This window comes from Paenibacillus chitinolyticus NBRC 15660 (genome assembly GCF_000739915.1).
In the GTDB taxonomy this organism is placed as follows: domain Bacteria; phylum Bacillota; class Bacilli; order Paenibacillales; family NBRC-103111; genus Paenibacillus_F; species Paenibacillus_F chitinolyticus.
Genome location: NZ_BBJT01000019.1, coordinates 1 through 20,320, shown reverse-complemented (window position 1 = coordinate 20,320; position 20,320 = coordinate 1). Strand labels below are relative to the sequence as shown.

The window sequence follows — 20,320 nt, the reverse complement described above, 5'->3', positions numbered from 1 at the left end:
ACATGACTCTTGCAACCTCATGGCGCGTGCGCCCTTTTACCGAAACCGATGGCAAGGCCATCTGTACCTGGTCCTATCCCGCCCCCTACAGCGTATACAACTGGCCCTCCTGGGAAGAGCTTTCAGCGAGAGCGGAAGAATTCGCCGATCCCGATATCCGTGAAAAACAGTATGCGGCCATTGTCGACGAGCGGGACGAGTTGTGCGGGTTTGTGCAGTTTTTCCCTCTGACGGGCGTGACCCGCCTCGGACTCGGAATCCGGCCGGATCTGTGCGGGCAGGGGCTCGGGCCTTCATACGTGGAATGCCTGGTTGCCGAAGCGCGCAGACGGAATCCCGGCAACGAAATTGACTTGGAAGTGCTCGTACGCAACGAGCGTGCCATAAAAGCTTACATCCGGGCGGGTTTTGCCGTCACGGATACGTACGAGCGGATGACCCCAACCGGTATGGCCATGATGCACTGCATGGTTCACGGAGCGGAGCCCGCGTAAAGCTTTCCGGCTGCGCCTTTGGCTATCTTCTCTGCGGTCTTTCTTTCGGCAAGGGCTTGCGCCACCTTGTTTTGATAACGCTTACAACTAAACGAAGTGCTTTGCCCCCTACCGGACATAGAGACCGTGCATACGGAAACGATCTGCAATCGGATGTCCGACAAGACAAGGGAGGGGCCAAGCCTTTCCCCTTCCCCTTGTTTGGAACGGCGCGGCTCGCAAAGTCCCAAGCCGCATTAAACGCCCTTTTTCAGCCGGGAAGCGGGAACCCAGGCGTCTTTGTCATACCCCCGCACTTCCCAGTACCCGATATGCTCATCGCGGATCAGCTCGATGCTCTGAAGCCACTTGACCGATTTGTAGGCGTACATACTCGGGACGATAAGGCGGACAGGCCCTCCGAGCTTTTGCGGGATGGGTTTGCCGTCCATGAGCAGCGCGACGAGCACTTCATCCATGCGCGCCTGCTCCAGGCTGAGGCAGTCCGTATAAACCCCGTCCCCGGAGATGAACTTCACGAAGCCCGCTCCGGGCCGTACCCCTGCCTGGCGGAGCAGCTCGGACAGCCGGATGCCCTCCCAGGTCACGCTGTTCACCGACCAGCCCGTAACGCAGTGAAAGTCGCTGACCTGGACGAGGCGTTCCACCTGCTGCAGCTCCTCCCAGGTGAACCGGAGCGGCTTGTCGACCATCCCCGACACGCTGAACGCCCAGTTGTCGGAAGAGAACGCGGGGATTTCCGTGACCGTATAGATCCGGAAATCCCCCTTCGCCCCGCCGCCGACGGGAGGCGACGATTCCGCCAGCGGCACGGGGGCCGGAAGCATGCGGTTCGCATCCGCGCGCACCGCCTCTTCCAGCCCTCCCCCGCCGAAGAGATTGCCGCGGGCCCACCTGACGAACGATGGGCCGATGACGACCGCGAGCGCCGCCGCCGCGCCCAGCTTCAGGAAGGCGCCCCGTGTCATGCGCCTTCCCAGCGAGTCGCTCCAGGCGCTCGGCTGTTCCGCCGCTCCGCCGGCATCCCGCGTCTCGTCGCGGAAGATGGCGCCCGTATCCGCGCGCAGGATAGGCTGCGGCGCATCCGCCTGTGGACGTGCGGCTTCGGCTGCCCGTGCAGGCGGACTCGGCGCTGAGGCGGAGGCGGGCCGCCCCGCGCTGCGCTTCTTCACCCAGCGGCTTCGGGTGATGGAGTGGTAGAGCAAATACGGCACGCCCACCCACGTAAAGGCATCGTGGACGAACAGGGCCGTATTGCTCCACACCGGCGGCAGGCTGCGGAACTGCCACAGGATGACGCCGCTGACAATCCAGCCGGCCGTAAACACTAGCACGCCGGCGAGATTGCCCTGCTGCCCGGCTTTCCTGCGCTTGCGCAGTTGCCCCAGATGCTTGGGCAGCAGCGGCACGTACAGCGCCAGCAGGAAGATGGAGAGCACGCCGAGCCAGATGTGCCCCTGCTTCAGCGCCACACGCAGAGCCCCCAGGTCGCCCCGGATCCAGCCGATACTGAGTACGATGCCGGTCAGGGCCAGTGCAAGCGTGACCCAAGCATTCCAGGCGTGCAGACGGTTTAGTTTCTTGCCGAACCCGGCCGACAGCCAGTTATTCTTACGTTCCATACCGGTCTGCTCCTCCCGCTTCATCGTTAACGTGATTAACCTTTTTTCATGTGAATGGTTTTCTTTTATTTTAACAAACGGCCGTACCTTCTCACAAAAAGAGACCGCAAGACAGCGGTCCACTATCTATCATCCGGTTGAAGCCGGAGGCTAGGCTACAGGAAGCACACCATCGTATTGTACCGCCGAAGTAAAATCAAGGTCTGTGAGACCGCCCGCATCATGCGTGCTGAGCTGCATCGTTACCCGTCTATCGTCCACCTTGATAAAGGGATGATGATTTAGAGACTCTGCCACATCGGCCACGCGGCGGACAAAATCAATGGCCGTTTTGAAATCACGGCATTCATATGTTTTCTCGATGGTGCGTTCATCCCGCAAATTCCAGCCGTTCAAACCGGCCAGCTTCACAGCCACCTGATCGTAAGAAAGCTTATTTGCAGCAGCCATTGTGTTCCCTCCTTTCCCCTCTAAGCAGAAATACCCTCCAGGAATGGGATTCGAATCTCGATCTGTACACCTTTTCCACGTTCGGTATCCATGTAGAACTCACCGTTCATCAGCAGCACCCTTCCCTGCATCTGATCAAGCCCGATGCCCGCTCCCGAAATAATCCGGTTCTTGCGGTTCATCTCTTTTAACTGGCGATCGAACCCGATCCCGTCATCCTCATAAAACAGATTGATGCTGCTGTTCTCTTCCACCAGACGGATCGTGACATGCTCAGCCTGCGAGTGCTTCTTCGCATTATTGAGCAGCTCTTGAATGACCCGGAACAGGTGCTTCTTCCTTTCGACCTCAAGCAGCTCGATCTGCGCCGTACAGTCGGCGATAAAATTAACCTGAAATTCGCTGTAGGAACTCTCCACATCGACCAGTTTGCGGATACTGCCGATTAGTCCCGTCTTTTGCAGCACATAAGGATTCAGTTCGAAGCAGCTCTGCCGTAAGTTTTCATTAATCAAATCGATATGCGTTAGAATGCCCGTCAACTGTCCATACTCGTCCGTCATCTTGGGGAAACGCTGAAGAATCGGGTACAGCCTTCTTTTGAGCAGAAAAAGATCCTGCATCGTCGTATCGTGCAAGTCCATCGCAATGCGGATGCGTTCCTTCTCCTGAATGTCGTACATCGTTTTGCGGAGCCACACAAATTCCGGCGTTGCCTCTTCGTTCGGGATATTCGCCATCAGCTCGTACATTTTCAGTGTCAGCTTACGGATGAGGTATACATTCTCCAGGCTCGCGGACAGATAAGTCACGATTAAATTGATCCAGTGCCGGTCTTCCTGGCCGAGATGCGTGTTGGACTTTTTGCCGGTTACAACCAGGAAACTTCGATACTCTTCGTGCCGGTTGATTTCAAAAGCCGTATACTTGTCCCCTTTGTAGACTCCATTTTCCATAGAGGTTTTAACATCTTCCTCATCGATGTCACCCGCCGTAATAACTTGGATGCCGTCTTTTTCTACAAATACGATGGCTCCGCCGTGGATTTCGAGGGTAGTGACAATATCGTTGAGGATGATTTCCTTAAGTGCGTTAAAATTAGTGATCGTTCCAAGAGCTTTGGAAATTTTCTTAAGGGACTGCTGTAAAAAATACTTACGAGGAAACATGAATTTTTCGAGTTTGGTAGTGAAGTATTCCATGGAGTAAGCGAAGCTGGAGAAAATAAACAGGATGACTGTAAATATATAAGTGATTTCTATCCATGAAATATGCATATGAAAAATAAAGGTAATGCAAGATACCGTAATAACACTCGGCACAATTGAAATAGTTGCTGAAAACAAAATTCGGCGCATATATAAATCCAAATCGTAAAGTTTCTTAGATAAGATCAAATAAGCAAATGAAACCGGAAAAATAAAAACAAACCAGCTTGTGTAAAAAGAATGTACGAGTTCCCTTTGAATAATCAAAGCAGGAAGAAAAGAAAGCAGAGCAAACGGCGCAAAACTGATGAATAACGAATACCAAATCGTCTTCAGCAAAGAATTTAGTTCCCTGTTCCTTTTAACTTTTTTATTGACTTGGTGTAAAAGCCAGAAATTATTGAATAAACAGCACAAAAAACATGGAATAACTATCAGGTTAAACCATATATAAATATCATAAGCAAGAGGATCGATAAAATATAACATCCGGATAAGCGTGCAGAAAATAATGATGCTATACCAAAACCGTAAAGCACCCTCGGAGGGAATATTGATCCTCTTTTGTTTGAAGAAAAAGATTAAAAAATGCAAGAAAAAACAGGGGATCAGAACAATGAAAGTTGATATTAAGATCTTCGCCGAAATATCTCCCCTGTTGGAGGCTCCCAAAGCCATAAATGTTGCCCCGATAGCGAAAAAAACAAGGGCAAGATATTTCGCAGACATCTCTTGATTGTTGCCGTTTCCTTTACGATAAATGAAGCCGGCCAAAGAAAAGCAAACCATTTCAAAAAATAGCGCAATCAAATCATGTATCTGAATATTTACTTTTTGGTCAAAATGAATTTCCATTACTTCAGAACCCCTGGCAACAGTCAGCGCATCTGCCTTCTCTACATTTCGCCATAGTCTGAACTCCGTATGATCCATCGAATCCTTGCCGTTGATTTGTTGTATAACGTCTCCTTTTTTTAAATCATAATATTTACCCACACCTAGCGGATCGAACGAATCGACACTCCATTTTTTCTCGGAATTCTCCTTCAAATAGATCCCTAAGTAAGGATTCGTATAGATCAAATTGAGAAAGCGAGCCTGTAAACTTACAAATATTAAAAAACATAAAAAAATGATAAGATTTCGCTTAGTCAATATACTTCACCTCTACAAAAATGTTATAATTACTTATATTTTCCAACAATTAAAGGAGGTTTTGTCATGGATCAAACTCTTATTTTATGGTCGCCGGAATTGAAGAAAGAAATCAGGTCGGAAAAGTTGAAGAATGCAAATTCTACTGCACGCTTAAGTGTCGAAGAAATTTTAAAGCAACAACTGGAGAAAAATACAATCTATAAATTAGCATGGTGCTAACCATTTATTTTAACTAGATTAAAATTGGATACGTTTTCTTGAAAATAGCCTCTAGGTTTAGAGGCTATTTTCATTCGACATATTTACCATTTATATTATACAAAAGGTTATATATACCTGCTAATGATTCTGCTAAGAATCCTCAAATTTGAGTAAATGAATACAACCGACATGAATCAAGCCAAGCATGAACTTATGAGCAATGACTGTAAGAAGCATCCACTATTTTTATAAGCAAAAAAGGCATCCTTTAAGGAGTAGTGGAGTCGGTCCGAGCCGCTTCCAACATATCCCTCAAAGAATGCCTTATAAATGTTTATAACAATAAGTCCCTTGCCTCAAATCAAAACTCCCCTGCGTAAGCCTCCTGCTCCCGCACGTATTCCTGCAATAGCTCCAGGAAAGGAAGACCGTAATTGCGGAACTTCACCTCGCCGACGCCTTTGATCTTCAGCATCTGAGCCTCGGTCGTCGGGCAGCGCTCGCTCATTTCACGAAGCGTACTGTCGTTGAAAATAATGTACGGCGGCACTTTTTCCTTCGCGGCCATGTCCCGGCGCAGCAGACGCAGCTGCTCGAACAGCATGTTGTCCACGGCCGACTCCAGCGGCTGGCTCGGGGTTACCTTCTGGAACACCTGCACACGCCCCTGCAATACCTCTACGGCAGGCGCTTGGAGCCGGACGACAGGATATTGCCCCTCCGACAAACCCATGTACCCTTCCGCGATAAGCACGTTAATCAGATCGGCGATTTCTTTCTCGGTCCGGTCCTTCATAATGCCGTAGGTCGGCAGATTGTCGAACTTGTACTGAAGCACCTTCTTGTTCCGTGATCCTTTCAGGACGCCGGCAACCATCGAGATCCCGAACCGTTCCTGCATACGGCGCACACAGGAGAAGATTTTCTGCGCTTCCACCGTAATATCTACGGTTTCGCGGTCATCCTTACACGAGCTGCAATTCCCGCAGGGCACAAGCTCGCCTTCATCCCCGAAGTATTGCAAAATATAATTTTGCAGGCAGCGCGGTGTGTGGCAGTAGTCGATCATCGTCTGCAGCTTCTTGTACTCGTTGCTCTTGCGGTCCTGGGAAAGCTGATTCTGTTCGATAAGGAATTTCTGCGTCAGAATGTCCTGGGCGCTGAACAGCAGCATGCATTCGCTGGGATCCCCGTCACGGCCCGCACGGCCCGCTTCCTGGTAATACGCCTCCATGTTTTTCGGCATATTGTAATGAATCACGTACCGGACGTTGGACTTGTCGATCCCCATCCCGAATGCGTTCGTGGCGACCATCACCCGTACGTCGTCGTAGAGAAAGGCCTCCTGATTGCGGGCCCGCTCCTCGTCGGAAAGTCCGGCATGATAGTGTCCGGCGGCCAGGCCTTTGCGGCGCAGCTGCTCGTACAGCTCGTCCACCTCTTTACGCGTGGCCGCATAGACGATGCCGGGCTGGTGAGTGTGCGCCTTGGCGTAGTCGAAAACAAAGTCGCGTTTGTTGACGCCCCGCAGTACCGACAGCTCCAGATTGCTCCGGCCGAAGCCCGTTACCACGACCTCCGGGTCGTCGAGTTCCAGCAGCCGGGCAATATCCTGCGTAACCTCCGTGGTCGCCGTGGCGGTAAAAGCCGCAACGAGCGGACGGCTCGGAAGGTCCTGCACGAACGGAGCTATATTGACATAGCTGGGGCGGAAGTCATGCCCCCACTGAGAGACGCAGTGCGCCTCATCTATCGCAACGAATGAGATATTCATGGAATGCATCCACTGGCGGAACCAGTCGGATTCAAGCCGCTCGGGGGCAATATACAGCAGCTTGTACTTGCCCTGCATCGCCTCCCTAATCCGGCGTCCGGCTTCTCCCGCTTCCAGCGTGCTGTTCAGGAAGGTCGCCGGAATGCCGACCGTATGCAGCGCATCGACCTGGTCCTTCATCAGCGAGATGAGAGGCGAGACGACTAGCGTTACGCCCTCCATCATCAGCGCCGGGATCTGGTAGCAGATTGATTTCCCCCCGCCGGTCGGCATAATGCCGAGTGTATCCCTTCCCTCCAGCAGGGCGGAAATGATGCGTTTCTGACCTTCCCGGAATTCCGGGTATCCGTAATACTGCTGCAGAAGCTCTTGCGCTTTGGCTAGCATGTTAGATTGCACCTCTTGTTTCTTTTCCTGGGCGGACCGGCCTTCAAAGACCGGAACCTCTTTCGTATCCGTGCTTACGCGGATGTCAGCCGCACAATCGTGACAACCTGATCGTCATGGTCGATCTGAATCAGGTGTCTATCCTTCAAATAGCGTACCTTCGCGTCCGCAATCTGGAGCAGCGGCTCGGAACCGAGTCCGTAGAACACATCGTCGGCCAGCGTACGAAGGCATTCTTGACGGTCTTCCTCGGGAAGCTCATGCCAATCCGTCTCGCTCATTTCAAAAAATCCGTAAAACCCGTCCACATGCCCAAGCCCGTTCATCAAATCGCGGATGATGTCTTCGTACTCTCTGCCGAACTTGATCCCCATACGTTTCGAGTGCCTCCCTTAAGTGGAAAAAGCTCCTGCTCCGGAGCCTTGCTCTTGTGTTCCCAGTATAACACCGGGGTGTTTGAATTTCCAAACCTGCGTTCGTTTTTCATTATTTTAACCGAATTCCTGAATCAGCAGACGTATAGTGGTAAAATGGTAGGAAGGCTCCGGCAGCCTCGCCCTTTTTTCCCTGCCGGTTTATTCTTTTTATTACATGCCGGACCGTGCGCATGCGTGCTCCCGAGCGAGGACTGCCGCCTCCCGGCAGATGCGGTTTTTTTATAAGGCCGAGGCCCCTTTCACCTATCTTGACGGCACGTCTAAAAAATCCTCCATTAGCCAATCCTAAACCAATGGGCAAAACAGGAAAAAATCTGGTACTATGGAGAGATCAGGATACCCCGGAGGTTCAGACGGAATGCTCGAACTGCAAATACCCAAGAACAGAATGAACTACTTGATCAAGCAGATGCAGACCCACATGGACCCCGAGGATATGGAACGGGGTTGGTTGTTTCACCACAAAGGCCGCGTGAGCGGCGTGGAACTTGTGGGAGGAACGGTCGTGCATGCATCGGTACGGGGCAACGACCGTTACCATACCACGATCGATCTGGAAAGCTTCAGTGCGGGTGACTGCACCTGCTCGTTCGATAAACCGTGCAGACACATGGCAGCGGTTATCTTTGCCTTGTACGTTCCTCACGGCAGGCCTGAACTGCTTGTTCAGGAATTGAAGCGCGCGATGACGACGAAGCGGAAGTCCGCCAAGAACGCCGACCGCGAGTCCAAGCGCCGCACTTCCGAACCGGTGCCGGGAGGCTCTCCCGAAGATTGGCACCGCTTTTTTGAAGCGCAGTATCACGGTTTTTCGATTTCTCATCAGTATTCGTTCGATTTGTTTGTCACTTCCGCTTTCGAGCGGTTTCAAGCTTTTGCCTCCGGCTGGCCGGACGGCATCCGCCTTCTATACGACCTGCACGTGAACTTTTTTGTGATGCACCGCATGGAACAGTTTTTTGGAGATACGAAAAATTCCTACTTATCCGGCTACCATGAATCCAACGCCAAAACGGCCGCGGCCGACTGCCTGTCCCGTCTGGACCGGCTTCTGGCTTCGCCCGCGCTTCCGGTCTCGGTCAAAGAGCACCCCAAGCGCTGGACGGAAGCGCTGAACCGCCTGGCCTCTCTGGCCCTCCAGGGCAAAGAGGGACCGAACGACTGGCTGTATGCCTACCGGGCGGTATGGTGGGCTCTGCCGAAGAAAGCGGAATGGATCAAGCGCGAGAAAGAACGGCTGGATAAGCAGCTCCAGGAACGGGAGGAAAGCCGCCGGAACCGCAAGCAGGACGTTCTGCTTGTGGCCCGGGCTCATTTCGACCTCATGGAGAACAACGCGGACGCGGCGTTTCTTAGACTGGAGGCTCTGCATCAGCGCAGAGCAAGAGATTTTATCCTCTATATGAGACGCTGCCATGAACGCGCCGAATGGGACATCCTGCTGAGCTGGCTCCGCTGGCTCGCTCCGACTATGCAGTCTGCGGCACAGGACGATTTCCGCCTGCTCTGCCAGTATTGGACGGACGCCGCCAAGCATGCCGATGCGGACGACGAATGGGTTCGCATTATGGAGACGCTTCTTCCGCGTTCGTACTATGTTTACACCGGCTATTTGCTTCAAACGAAGCGCTACCGGCAGTGGGTGGATCTGCAAATCGCCAACCGGATCGGCCCCCAGAACCTGTATGCCCTGGAGCTGAGATCGGTAGAGGAATCCGATCCGTCCCTTCTTCTCCCCCTATACCATCAGGCCGTAGAACGATCTGTGCTGGAGAAGAACCGGACGTCTTATAAAACCGCTGTCCGCCTTCTGAAAAAACTTCACGGCTATTACACGACCCTCGGGCGGAAGCGTGAATGGGAGACATACATTAACCGGTTGTCGGATCACTTCGTCCGCCTCCGCGCGTTTCAGGAAGAACTGGAGAAAGGAAGCTGGCTGCCATGATAGAAACGAGTCCGCTGACGGTTCATGCCGTCTGGATGCCGTCCGGCGCCTTCTTCGTGTGGGGAACTCGGGAGAACGGCGGCATCTGGGACGCACAAGATCTGAAGGGCCTGCTTTTCGCCTGGCATGCCCCTTCCTTTTACGGAACCTTTATTGAGACGACCGAATGGGGACACCGTGAAGGCTTGTCCCTGCCCGCACTTACGGCGCTGGATTTTTTCGCCGATCCGCATACGGTGAAGCATCTTTCCATCCGATGGGATACGGACACCGCGAATCTCCGAAGACTCGCTCCCGAAGTTAAGGAAGCGCTTGCCGGAGGACGCTTCGTTCCCGATTACGAGCAGTGGAAGGCGGGCACCCTGAGCTGGAAGCTGCAGCTCGAAGGAGAGGCCGCCGCGTCCGTTACCTCGCAGGCGGAGCTGTGGCTCGACCAGCTCATCCCCGCCTGGATCGAAGCCGACGGCTCCCGCAAAGCGGCGCTCCGCCGGCTCGAAGAGGCGCATCCGCTGCTGCGGCTGGGTACACGTCCTGCCGATACTTGGCTGGACGAAGAGGACTGGCTCGTGTCGATCGGCTGGAAGCACGATCCGACGCCGTTCCGCTCCAGCCTCCAGCTCATGGAACCCGAGGGGGACCCGGACTGGAGGCTGCAAATCTTGCTGCAGGACCGATCCGACGACACGATCCTGCGCGCCGTAACTCCGGCGGGCGAGCCGCTGGAAGGCGAGCTGGCCCTGCCGGAGTCCTGGGCTGCGGACCTCGGACGCGTCCCGCGGGATGTCGGCAGATGGCTGCGCCTTCTGCCGTGGCTGAACGCGGCGGACGAAGGAGAGCCGCCGCAGCTCCGCACGCGCCTGAGCGACGAGGAGGCGTGGCGCTTCCTCGCGGAAGGCAGCGTGCGGCTCGTGGAGGCGGGCTTCGCCGTCATGCTGCCCGCCTGGTGGGAACGGGCGCGCAAGCTGCGCCCCAAGCTCCAGGCCAAGCTCAAAAATTCGCTTGGCGGCGGAGGCGGCGAGTCGATGTTCGGGCTTACCCAGCTTATGCAGTTTGACTGGCGCGTCGCCATCGACGATTTCGAGCTGAGCGAGGAAGAATTCCTCCAACTGCTCGAAGAGAAGCGCAAGCTCATCCGCATCCGCGGCCGCTGGGTCCAGCTCGACCCGCAGTTCCTGCGCCAAGCGGAGGAGCTGCTGGCCAGAGCGGACCGGCAGCAGGGACTTACGCTGCGCGAGGTGCTGGAGCTCCAGCTGCTGGGCGGCGGTACGGGCGGAGAGCCGGAGGGACCGGCGGACGAAGCCGCCGATCCCGACAACCGGCCGCCTGCGGTCGAGATCGAGCTGACCGGCCAGCTCCGCCGGCTGTTCCAGCAGCTCACGCGCACGGCAGAGCTGCCCCGCATCGATCCCCCGGCTTCTTTCCTGGGGACGCTGCGTCCTTATCAGTTGGAGGGCAGCACGTGGCTGCTCTTCCTGCGCCGCTTCGGCCTGGGGGCTTGTCTTGCTGACGACATGGGTCTCGGCAAGACCATCCAGTACATCACCTATCTTCTTCAGGTGAAGGAAACCGAAGCTCCGGAAGCGCCTTCCCTGCTCATCTGCCCAACCTCCGTAATCGGGAACTGGCAGATGGAGCTGCGCCGTTTTGCGCCGAACCTCCGCGTTCACGTTCATTACGGGCCGCAGCGCGCCAAAGGAAGCTTCTTCGCGGAATCCGTAGAAGGCGCGGACCTCGTCATCACATCGTATACGCTTTCCCACCTCGATGAGGAGGAACTGCGCGAGGTGTCCTGGAGCTGCATCTGTCTGGACGAAGCCCAGAATGTCAAGAATCCGTACACGAAGCAAGCGGCCGCGATCCGCAGTTTCTCGGGCCTCCACCGGATCGCCTTGACGGGTACACCGATGGAAAACAGGCTGACGGAGCTGTGGTCCATCTTCGATTTCCTCAATCCCGGCTATCTCGGCACGCTCACGCAGTTTACGCGGCGGTTCGTCACGCCGATCGAGAAATCCCGCGACAGCGGTCTGATCTCCGGCGTACAGCGCCTCGTGCGGCCTTTCCTGATGCGCCGCATCAAGAAAGACCCCGCCATCCAGCTCGATCTTCCGGAGAAGAACGAGTCCAAGACATTCGTGACGCTTACGGCCGAGCAGGGTACGCTCTACGAGCATTACATCCGTGACCTCTTCGAGAAAGTCGACGCGATGTCTCCGATGGAACGCAGAGGGCATATTCTTGCCGCTTTGACGAAGCTCAAGCAGATCTGCAACCATCCCGCGCTCATTATGCGCGAGGGACCCCGCACCGATTGGCGCAACCGCTCCGGTAAAGTGGAGCGTCTGCTGGACATGGTGCAGGAGCTGCGCCAGCAGGGCGACAAGTGCCTGATCTTCACTCAATTCGTGGAGACTGGCCATCTTCTCCAGGAAATTTTGCAAAGCGAGCTCGGCGAGTCCGTCTCCTTCCTGCACGGAGGCACTCCGCGGCAGACAAGGGATGCGATGATCGCCCGTTTTCAGAACGCAGAGCTTCCCCTGGAAGAGCAGTTCTCCGTCTTTCTGCTGTCGCTTAAAGCAGGCGGAACCGGTCTGAACCTGACGGCCGCCAATCACGTCTTTCATTTTGACCGCTGGTGGAATCCCGCCGTGGAGAACCAGGCGACGGACCGTGCTTTCCGGATCGGACAGACGCGGGACGTGCAGGTGCACAAATTCGTTACGCTCGGTACGCTGGAAGAGAAAATCGATGAAATGATCGAGAGAAAGCTCGGTCTGAGCGAGCAAATTGTGGGCAGCGGGGAGAATTGGATTACGGAGCTGTCTACGGACGAGCTGCGTGATCTGCTTGCTTTGCGGATGGAATGGATGAATGGGTGAAATGGTAAAAAATGCTATAACTTTTCCCACATTGGTGGTATACTAAAGTTACAATAGACTAGGCATTTTCAAGGGTGGTCGGCTAACCTTCTCGAGTAGGAGGTGATGCCCTGTGGAAGTTAAAGACGCTTTGACGCTGATGATCTCATTTGCGAGCTTAGTGGTTCTCATTCTTTCACAGAAGAAGAAATAGACCTCCCTTGGGCAACCGGCCTTGGAGGTCTATCTTCGTCACACCATATGCAGCTGATCACCCTTGAAGGGCGAGCTATTGAAAAAGACCGCAGATGCCCCCGCATCCGCGGTCTTTTTGGCATGGAGAACGGTATAGCTTATGCATAAAAATACAAAAGTGCCACGGCTGCACGCGCACACATAATCCATCTATACGTTAACTACCCGTATTTTAACACAGTGCATCAGCAAAACAAAATCAATTCTTTCTTAATTCCCTGAAATCAGGTCGGCATTACGGCTTGTCCTACTTCCATTTTACCCCATTTCGCTCTGGAGAACAATGACGAAAAGTACGCTCGTTTTATGCAGGATTTCGTCTTTTCATGTCGAATGTGGACTGTTGCTGGATTTTTCCAGAATTATTTTCAGAAACCAGGTGAACGCATGAAATTCAATCGCTCGCGCTTATCTCTTTCGTACGTGATTGCCATCGTTTTACTCCTTGCTCTCGTCGGAACGTCCAGTTACATCTCTTCATTGAATATGGAGCGGCAGAGCGATGCGGTTATTGAAAACGCTATTCCCGTCATATCGGCAGCCAACAATCTCCTTCAAGACCTGCTCAACCAGGAAACGGGCATACGCGGCTACCTGATCTCCAGCGATCCGAAATATCTGGAGCCTTACGAGAACGGCAAAGCGGCACTTCAGAAAGACCTGGAAGTCATTCGCACGCTTGAATCGGGTCATGACGATCTCCGCATACTCATACAGACACAAGTGAATCCGCATATTCAGAAAATGCTTACATTCTACACCTCCCAAATCGAACTTGTGCAGTCGGGTAAAGTACAGGAAGCCCAAGGGCGTATCAATATCGGCAAACAGTATATGGACCAGTACAGAACTCTGCACCTTAGCATCCTGGACGTGCTGAACAAAATCAGCGACTCTTCCCACGACTCCATTAAGAGAGCCGGGGCCGTCTCGCGGATGATCATTTTGAGCGGCGGCATTCTCGGTATCCTGATCGGAATCTGGTCGGGCCTGATCCAACTGCGTGCCAGCCGTGCCGAATCTCAGCTCCGCAAGAGCGAGGAAACCTACCGGTTCATGGCCGAAAGTCTCGAAGCCCAGAACGAGGAAATTGTCGCCCAGCAGGAAGAGCAGCAGATTACGCTGGCTAAGCTGTCCGACCGCGAACGGGAGCTCGAGCTGATCTCGAATTATCAGGAGAAGCTCACCGGCTTTACGGAGCTGAAGCAATTCCTGCAGCATTCGATTCCCGCCCTTCTCGATTCCGTCAGCTATGACGCGGCTCTTGTCGTTCTGAAGTGCAAGGAGGCCGAACACTATGAGGTGCTCTTCTCCAGCGGGTATCCCCGCAGTTTCGCCTCCAGAGCCCAGAGCGAGCTTTACGGCGCGTCTCAACGGGTGTTCGACGAAGGCTGCGCTTTTGTTCAGAAGCGGGAAGCGACCGAGGCGGAGCGGGGGTTTCATGACGGCATTTCCGTTGCCGTCGATCATTACTTCCCTTTGCAGGATGACCGGCAGCAGGTGATCGGCTTCCTGCTCCTGACCAACTTCCATGGCTTCGACCGGCATGAAGAGAAGGAGCGGCTGACGCTGGGTCTGATCCGTCAGTTCGATCTGGCGTTTTACGCCCAGATTATGAACGACGAGCGCCGCAAGCAGGCCGCACACCTGGAAGAGCTTAACGATCAGCTCGTCCTGGAGAAGCAGTATATCGAGTCCCAGCGCGATCTTATCGAAGGGATTCTGGAAGCGGCGCATGAAGGCATGATGATGTGCGACCGAAACGGCAAAATTCTGATCGCGAACAATCAGATGCATAAGTTCTTCCATCTGGATGAGCAGATCGGACACGACTTCGTGGATTCCTGCCAGGAAATCGCCGCGTCGTCAAGCGGATTCACCGGCGTTTCGCAGTCCATTAAAGCGCTGTTTGACGGCGATATCAACCAGCTTAACGAGCGCTTCACCTTTATGAACGGAGAAGAACCGCAGTTCACGGAGATTTACGCCACCTCGGTCGGCGAGAACGATAGCGATGAATCCGGTTATCTGTTCGTATTCCGCGACCGGACGGAGGAAGAGCGCATCGATGCCATGAAGAACGAGTTCGTCAGTATCGTGTCTCACGAGCTTCGTACGCCGCTGGCCAGCGTGCTCGGTTTCATCGAGATTCTCATCCACCGTGAGCTTCCACGCGAGAAGCAGCAGAAATACCTGGATACCATTTTTAAAGAAGCTACGCGTCTGGCCAATCTCATTAACGATTTTCTCGATCTCCAGCGAATGGAATCCGGCCGCCAGGTGTATCATTTTGCCCCGGTGGATATGAAGGAACTGGTTTACGACATCGTCGAGAAGTGGCAGGACAAACAAAACCATGACATTGGGATATCCGTCCTTTCGCCGGCAGAAGTTTGGGTCCGCGGGGATAGCGACCGGCTCCGCCAGGTCGTTCAGAACCTGCTCAGCAATGCGATCAAATATTCCCCGGGTGCGGAACGGATAGATCTCCAGATCCGCGAAAGCGGCGGTTCCGTTTTCATTGATGTGACCGACTACGGGCTCGGAATTCCGGAAGAGGCGAAAGAGCACCTTTTCTCCAAGTTCTACCGGGTAGATAACTCCGACCGCAGGCAAATCGGCGGCACCGGACTTGGGCTTGCTATCGTCAAAGAGATTGTGGAAGGCCATCAGGGTAAGCTCACCTTTCGTTCCCAGATGGGCAAAGGCTCTACCTTTACAGTCGAGCTGGTTCCGTTTGAAATGGTCTCGCTCAATAACAAAATCGTTATTTTCGAGGACGACGACAACCTCGCTAAACTGATCCAAGTCGCGCTTGCGAAGCTTCAGCTTCCTTCCGTTCAGCTCCGTTCCGCGGAGGAAGGCATTCTCTCCTTAAAGCGCAAAACGACGGAAGCGCCGCTGCTCTTCATCGTGGACATTCATCTGGAAGGCAGCCTGACGGGATGGGATTTCATTTCGGAACTCTACCACCATCCCGTTTATAACCGGACGCCTGTCATTGTCTCCACCGCTTTGGAGCCGCCTCTCGATTACCACGAGAAAGATATCGAGAAATTCATGCGGAAGCCGTTTACGATGGAAAGACTCATTCAAGTCGCTCAGGATCTTCTCAGCAACAGAGACAAGCCTTCCTATGTCTTTCCGTCGCAAGACCGCAATCTGATCACGTCCTCCTTGGAGCGTAACGGGATTAAAGTACATGATGTCAGAGTAAACGCCGACACCATTGAATTTGAAATCGAAACGGAAGATGAAGAGAAGTAATCCGGACCCTGTATTTTAAAAAGAAAACAACAAAGAAGCTATCCCGGTAATTCGGAGATAGCTTTTTTGTCGTTTGATCTGTCAGTCGTTGATTGTACGCAGGCTGCGTTCAGATCTATTTCCCCTACCAACCGGGACAAATCTTAAAGACTCATCTGTTTCGGATTTGCTCCCTTGATGCCTCACATTCACTGCGACTTTTCATTCGGCATGAAGAGTTCATACACTTAGCTGCCTTCTACCGACTTTGTGCTCTGCAGCTCTGCAGCTCAGTAGTTCCGTAAGGGCACATTTAAGCCACTGTATGCCCTTGTCGGGTACTTACCGCTTCAATCCTAATCCTGCCGGTAACACTCTATTTCTCTGTATTGCCCTTACCCGCTCTGCCTTTCTTGGCCCCTTTTATCGGCTTGTCCGGCTTCTGTCGTTTCTGTTTCGGCTGTTTGATCTTTTTGTTGCCGGCCTCTTTGTCCTCGGTTTCGTTGTCTTCGGCTGCGTTCCTCTCTACGGTAAACTTGCCGGACAGTTCCTGGAGCTCGGAAGCTAACCGGTTAAGCTCGGATGCGGAAATGACGATCTCTTTCATACCGGCGTGCTGCTCTTCCGTGGAACGCGACATGTCGTTCATTTTGCCAAGCGAATCTCTGGAAATTTGAACCGTTTCCTGCATGGAAGCCGCGACCTCTTCCGTACCGGCCGAAATTTGCTGTGTCGCCGCGGAAACTTCTTGGATTTGCCCGTTTATCGACGATACGGTCTCGAGAATATCCTCAAACACCCTATCCGTATTGCGCACCTGCTCTACGCCCCGATCCACTTCGGCTTTGCCGTGCGACATCGACGCGGCAGCCTGTTTGGTGGCCGACAGTACTTGTTTGATCGTGTCGTTGATTTGGACTGTCGCCCCGGAGGTTTGTTCCGCAAGATTTTTCACTTCCTGCGCAACCACGGCGAACCCTCTTCCGTGCTCGCCCGCGCGTGCCGCCTCGATAGAAGCGTTTAAAGCAAGCAAATTCGTCTGTTTGGCGATTTCGGATATAAACCCGACTACTTGATGAATACGGGCTGAGCTTTCCTCCAGCGCCTTTATAGTCAGGGAAGTTGCTTCCACTGCTTCGCTTGCCTGTTGGATTTGGTGAATCGCATCCTGCATGTCTCTTGAACCCTGGTTTACTCTTTGCACGGCTCCCTGTGCGACCTCCGACACCGTAGAGGCGGAATCCGCAATTTTGGTCACACCCGCCGCCATTTCATTCATGGCCTCCGTTGTTTGTTCAGCCGTTTCGAATTGGGTCTCCGCCCCTTTTACCATAACCAGGACAGTCTGATTCACATTCTGGGAAACATCCGCCGATTGGGTTGCAATAGCGCTTAACTGCTGGGACGATGCCGCCATATGCTCAATCGCCATGCTTAACTTCTGGAGAAGCGCAGAGAAGGAATTCAGCATCTCGTTGATGTTCTGCTGCACGTCTCCCATCTCATCCTGCGATTGTACCTTTAACCTTCTGGACAAGTCTCCTCCGGCGATCCGTTTCATCATAGCGGAAATACCGAGAAGAGGCTTCAAAATAAACGTAGACAGCCAGATTGCGGCAGCTACTACAACAATAGCGGAAACGAGAACGATTATCTTGGCGACGAAGTTTACCTGATCAACCTGGGAATAAATTTCGTCCGAGTTTCCTGTTACGACTATGCGCCAGCCAGGAACCTTGATTTCTTCGTAAACCGCGGCCTTATTCGTATTATCCTTTTCCTTATAAGCCACTTGCCCCTGCTCTTTAACAAGTACCGTCTTTTTGAAAAGCTCCAGTCTTTCCGGAGTCGCCATATCCGATAACGGCTTACCGATACGGTCAGTCTGAGGATGAACCATGTAGATGCCTTCTTTGGACATGAGATACGCATATCCGGTCTCGCCGATCTTTACCTTGTTGACCTGATTGATCATCCGGCTCGGATTTATCGAGGTTTGCAGCATACCTGCGAATTCTCCATTTGCCCCTATGACAGGCGCGCTGACTTTCAAAGAATATTGATTGGAGCTGGAGTCCTTAATAATATCGGACACAACCCTTTTCTTCGTATCTTTGACACTTTTAAACGTCTCGTCATTCGCGAGACTGCTTTTCTTGCCGTTCTGATCGACCGCCTGTCCGTCTTTATCCGCAAACAGAGCAATCTTCACCTCGGTATCGTTTTCCGACATTGTTTTAAGAATCGCGATTTTTTGGGCCTCCGTTTGAGTGCCCATTTCAGTATGGTTTTGGATTACACTCTGAACCGTAGATACTTTCTGAACAAGTGTCGAAGATATGTAATCGGCCGTATACGTCGTTATCTTCACTTGATTCTCCTCTATGCTTTTCCGGAGTACCGATGTGAATTGATTACTGAGAAAATATTCCGAGACAAGCAGCGGAACCAAAGCCAGAATTAATAAAAGAAGCGGAATCTTCACCTTTAGCGAGTTCCGGTTCAATCCTTTAAAGCTTTTCGTTAGCATTTCTTTTTTCATCTCTTTAATCCCCCTCTTTCTGTTTAAACGTCTATGTGTATTTACTTAAAAGAGATGACATCCATTTTCTATGTCCTAATCAATTATATCGGTTTAATGGGGTTAAAAGTTTTGAACAATGGTCAAAAAATACACATAAAATTTACATCAAATAACATAGAAAGTGAGGTATTTTATACAGAAAAACTTTAAAAATCCGATCAATAAATATATGATAACCCTTTCATTATTCGTTTTAAAAATATACAGCTCATCGCTTAAACTTAGGAAAAGAGGGCTCGGATTTGTGTAAAATCGTGTGTAAAAAAATCAAAAACATATGTTATTCTATGTCATTCTCAAACAACAAAAAACCGCCAAACCCTTGATGCACAAGGATTTAGACGGTTTTCACGGCATCTAATGTTAATTAGATTACGTCCCAGGAGGGATTCGAACCCCCGACACACGGCTTAGAAGGCCGTTGCTCTATCCAACTGAGCTACTGGGACAGACGTATCGGGACGACACGATTTGAACATGCGACCCCCTGGTCCCAAACCAGGTGCTCTACCAAGCTGAGCTACGTCCCGAAAGTAATAATGGCGTGCCCTGAGAGATTCGAACTCCCGGCCTTTTGATTCGTAGTCAAACGCTCTATCCAGCTGAGCTAAGGGCACGTATGAAATTATGGAGCGGAAGACGGGAATCGAACCCGCGACCCTCGCCTTGGCAAGGCGATGCTCTACCGCTGAGCCACTTCCGCATAAATCTGGTGCGCGTGGAGGGACTTGAACCCCCACGTCAAAGACGCTAGATCCTAAGTCTAGTGCGTCTGCCAATTCCGCCACACGCGCACATAAAACAATCATGGTGAGCCATGAAGGACTCGAACCTTCGACACCCTGATTAAAAGTCAGGTGCTCTACCAACTGAGCTAATGGCTCATAACTAAATGGCTGGGGGTATAGGATTTGAACCTATGCATGACGGAGTCAAAGTCCGTTGCCTTACCGCTTGGCTAACCCCCAATATTTAAAACTCATATCAAGGTAATGGGGCGGACGAGGGGAATTGAACCCCCGAATGTCGGATCCACAAACCGATGCGTTAACCACTTCGCCACGACCGCCACAAATACTAGCGTTGTTAAAAATGGCGGAGCTGACGGGATTCGAACCCGCGGTCTCCTGCGTGACAGGCAGGCATGTTAGGCCTCTACACCACAGCTCCATATAAATTGGTTGCGGGGGCAGGATTTGAACCTGCGGCCTTCGGGTTATGAGCCCGACGAGCTACCGGGCTGCTCCACCCCGCGTCAGTAAAAAGCATATATGGTGGACGCTGACGGGATCGAACCGCCGACCCTCTGCTTGTAAGGCAGATGCTCTCCCAGCTGAGCTAAGCGTCCATAATTGAATCTTGCTGTACTTCTTACCTTAAGAAAGGTAAATGACCCGTAGGGGATTCGAACCCCTGTTACCTCCGTGAAAGGGAGGTGTCTTAACCCCTTGACCAACGGGCCTTATGTATCTATAGCGGCGGAGGGGCTCGAACCCCCGACCTCACGGGTATGAACCGTACGCTCTAGCCAGCTGAGCTACGCCGCCTTAATACTGGCGGAGAGAGAGGGATTCGAACCCTCGAGACGCTTTTGGCGCCTACACGATTTCCAATCGTGCTCCTTCGGCCAGCTCGGACACCTCTCCATTGTGCATACGAGACAAAATCCCATAAAAAAACCCACAGTTGTGGGACTGC

The 20,320-nt window shown here is 52.7% G+C and carries 12 protein-coding genes and 14 tRNA genes; 6 read left to right on the top strand and 20 right to left on the bottom strand.

Annotated elements, in window-relative coordinates; genetic code table 11:
- Nucleotides 1-2 precede the first annotated feature (2 nt).
- Nucleotides 3-494 carry a GNAT family N-acetyltransferase gene (locus tag PCH01S_RS27100; RefSeq protein ID WP_042235154.1) on the top strand — a complete coding sequence of 164 codons (492 nt, stop codon included), beginning with the start codon at nt 3-5 and terminating at the stop codon, nt 492-494.
- 236 nt (nt 495-730) lie between these two features.
- Here the strand turns inward: PCH01S_RS27100 and PCH01S_RS27095 are convergent, their stop codons facing one another.
- The 3 genes from PCH01S_RS27095 to PCH01S_RS31005 form a co-directional block, all read right to left on the bottom strand.
- Complete coding sequence (locus PCH01S_RS27095) at nt 731-2,116, bottom strand: molybdopterin-dependent oxidoreductase (RefSeq protein WP_042235151.1); 1,386 nt, start codon at nt 2,114-2,116, stop codon at nt 731-733.
- Between the two features lie 150 nt (nt 2,117-2,266).
- Entirely contained in the window at nt 2,267-2,566 is a 300-nt protein-coding gene (locus tag PCH01S_RS27090) for a 4a-hydroxytetrahydrobiopterin dehydratase (protein WP_042235149.1), read from the bottom strand.
- Between the two features lie 20 nt (nt 2,567-2,586).
- Complete coding sequence (locus PCH01S_RS31005; protein WP_164977161.1) at nt 2,587-3,888, bottom strand: sensor histidine kinase; 1,302 nt, start codon at nt 3,886-3,888, stop codon at nt 2,587-2,589.
- 1,107 nt (nt 3,889-4,995) lie between these two features.
- Between PCH01S_RS31005 and PCH01S_RS31000 the strand changes: the two genes are divergently transcribed.
- Nucleotides 4,996-5,151, top strand: coding sequence for a hypothetical protein (locus tag PCH01S_RS31000; RefSeq protein WP_164977162.1), 156 nt, complete (start codon nt 4,996-4,998; stop codon nt 5,149-5,151).
- 343 nt (nt 5,152-5,494) lie between these two features.
- Here PCH01S_RS31000 and recQ read toward each other — a convergent pair whose 3' ends face one another.
- The gene (gene recQ, locus PCH01S_RS27080; RefSeq protein ID WP_042235144.1) at nt 5,495-7,294 is read right to left on the bottom strand and encodes a DNA helicase RecQ; all 1,800 of its coding nucleotides are present in this window, start codon (nt 7,292-7,294) and stop codon (nt 5,495-5,497) included.
- A gap of 74 nt (nt 7,295-7,368) precedes the next feature.
- Complete coding sequence (locus tag PCH01S_RS27075) at nt 7,369-7,668, bottom strand: hypothetical protein (RefSeq protein ID WP_042235142.1); 300 nt, start codon at nt 7,666-7,668, stop codon at nt 7,369-7,371.
- A gap of 421 nt (nt 7,669-8,089) precedes the next feature.
- Between PCH01S_RS27075 and PCH01S_RS27070 the strand changes: the two genes are divergently transcribed.
- The 4 genes from PCH01S_RS27070 to PCH01S_RS27060 all read left to right on the top strand — a co-directional run bounded on the left by PCH01S_RS27070 (nt 8,090) and on the right by PCH01S_RS27060 (nt 16,059).
- Complete coding sequence (locus PCH01S_RS27070) at nt 8,090-9,679, top strand: SWIM zinc finger family protein (RefSeq protein WP_042235140.1); 1,590 nt, start codon at nt 8,090-8,092, stop codon at nt 9,677-9,679.
- Complete coding sequence (locus PCH01S_RS27065; protein WP_042235138.1) at nt 9,676-12,558, top strand: DEAD/DEAH box helicase; 2,883 nt, start codon at nt 9,676-9,678, stop codon at nt 12,556-12,558. Before PCH01S_RS27070 ends, PCH01S_RS27065 begins: the two co-directional genes overlap by 4 nt.
- A gap of 112 nt (nt 12,559-12,670) precedes the next feature.
- Nucleotides 12,671-12,751 (top strand): putative holin-like toxin, encoded by an 81-nt coding sequence (locus PCH01S_RS31795; protein WP_219819079.1) that lies wholly within the window; start codon nt 12,671-12,673, stop codon nt 12,749-12,751.
- 428 nt (nt 12,752-13,179) lie between these two features.
- The gene (locus PCH01S_RS27060; protein WP_042235136.1) at nt 13,180-16,059 is read left to right on the top strand and encodes an ATP-binding protein; all 2,880 of its coding nucleotides are present in this window, start codon (nt 13,180-13,182) and stop codon (nt 16,057-16,059) included.
- 355 nt (nt 16,060-16,414) lie between these two features.
- Here PCH01S_RS27060 and PCH01S_RS27055 read toward each other — a convergent pair whose 3' ends face one another.
- The 15 genes from PCH01S_RS27055 to PCH01S_RS26985 form a co-directional block, all read right to left on the bottom strand.
- A complete protein-coding gene (locus PCH01S_RS27055; protein WP_042235134.1) occupies nt 16,415-18,580 on the bottom strand; it encodes a methyl-accepting chemotaxis protein in 2,166 nt (721 codons plus the stop codon).
- A 417-nt stretch (nt 18,581-18,997) separates the two neighbouring features.
- Nucleotides 18,998-19,071: transfer RNA gene (locus PCH01S_RS27050), tRNA-Arg, on the bottom strand.
- 7 nt (nt 19,072-19,078) lie between these two features.
- Nucleotides 19,079-19,152: transfer RNA gene (locus PCH01S_RS27045), tRNA-Pro, on the bottom strand.
- A 10-nt stretch (nt 19,153-19,162) separates the two neighbouring features.
- Nucleotides 19,163-19,239, bottom strand: a tRNA-Arg gene (locus tag PCH01S_RS27040).
- Between the two features lie 11 nt (nt 19,240-19,250).
- Nucleotides 19,251-19,325, bottom strand: a tRNA-Gly gene (locus tag PCH01S_RS27035).
- A gap of 7 nt (nt 19,326-19,332) precedes the next feature.
- A tRNA-Leu gene (locus PCH01S_RS27030) sits at nt 19,333-19,416 on the bottom strand.
- 14 nt (nt 19,417-19,430) lie between these two features.
- Nucleotides 19,431-19,506 (bottom strand) — tRNA-Lys (locus tag PCH01S_RS27025).
- Nucleotides 19,507-19,515: 9 nt separating this feature from the next.
- Nucleotides 19,516-19,590: transfer RNA gene (locus PCH01S_RS27020), tRNA-Gln, on the bottom strand.
- 25 nt (nt 19,591-19,615) lie between these two features.
- A tRNA-His gene (locus tag PCH01S_RS27015) sits at nt 19,616-19,691 on the bottom strand.
- 24 nt (nt 19,692-19,715) lie between these two features.
- Nucleotides 19,716-19,792 (bottom strand) — tRNA-Asp (locus PCH01S_RS27010).
- A gap of 8 nt (nt 19,793-19,800) precedes the next feature.
- Nucleotides 19,801-19,877: transfer RNA gene (locus PCH01S_RS27005), tRNA-Met, on the bottom strand.
- A gap of 17 nt (nt 19,878-19,894) precedes the next feature.
- Nucleotides 19,895-19,970 (bottom strand) — tRNA-Val (locus PCH01S_RS27000).
- Nucleotides 19,971-20,012: 42 nt separating this feature from the next.
- A tRNA-Glu gene (locus PCH01S_RS26995) sits at nt 20,013-20,084 on the bottom strand.
- Nucleotides 20,085-20,095: 11 nt separating this feature from the next.
- Nucleotides 20,096-20,169 (bottom strand) — tRNA-Met (locus tag PCH01S_RS26990).
- Between the two features lie 7 nt (nt 20,170-20,176).
- Nucleotides 20,177-20,268 (bottom strand) — tRNA-Ser (locus tag PCH01S_RS26985).
- Nucleotides 20,269-20,320: the final 52 nt, after the last annotated feature.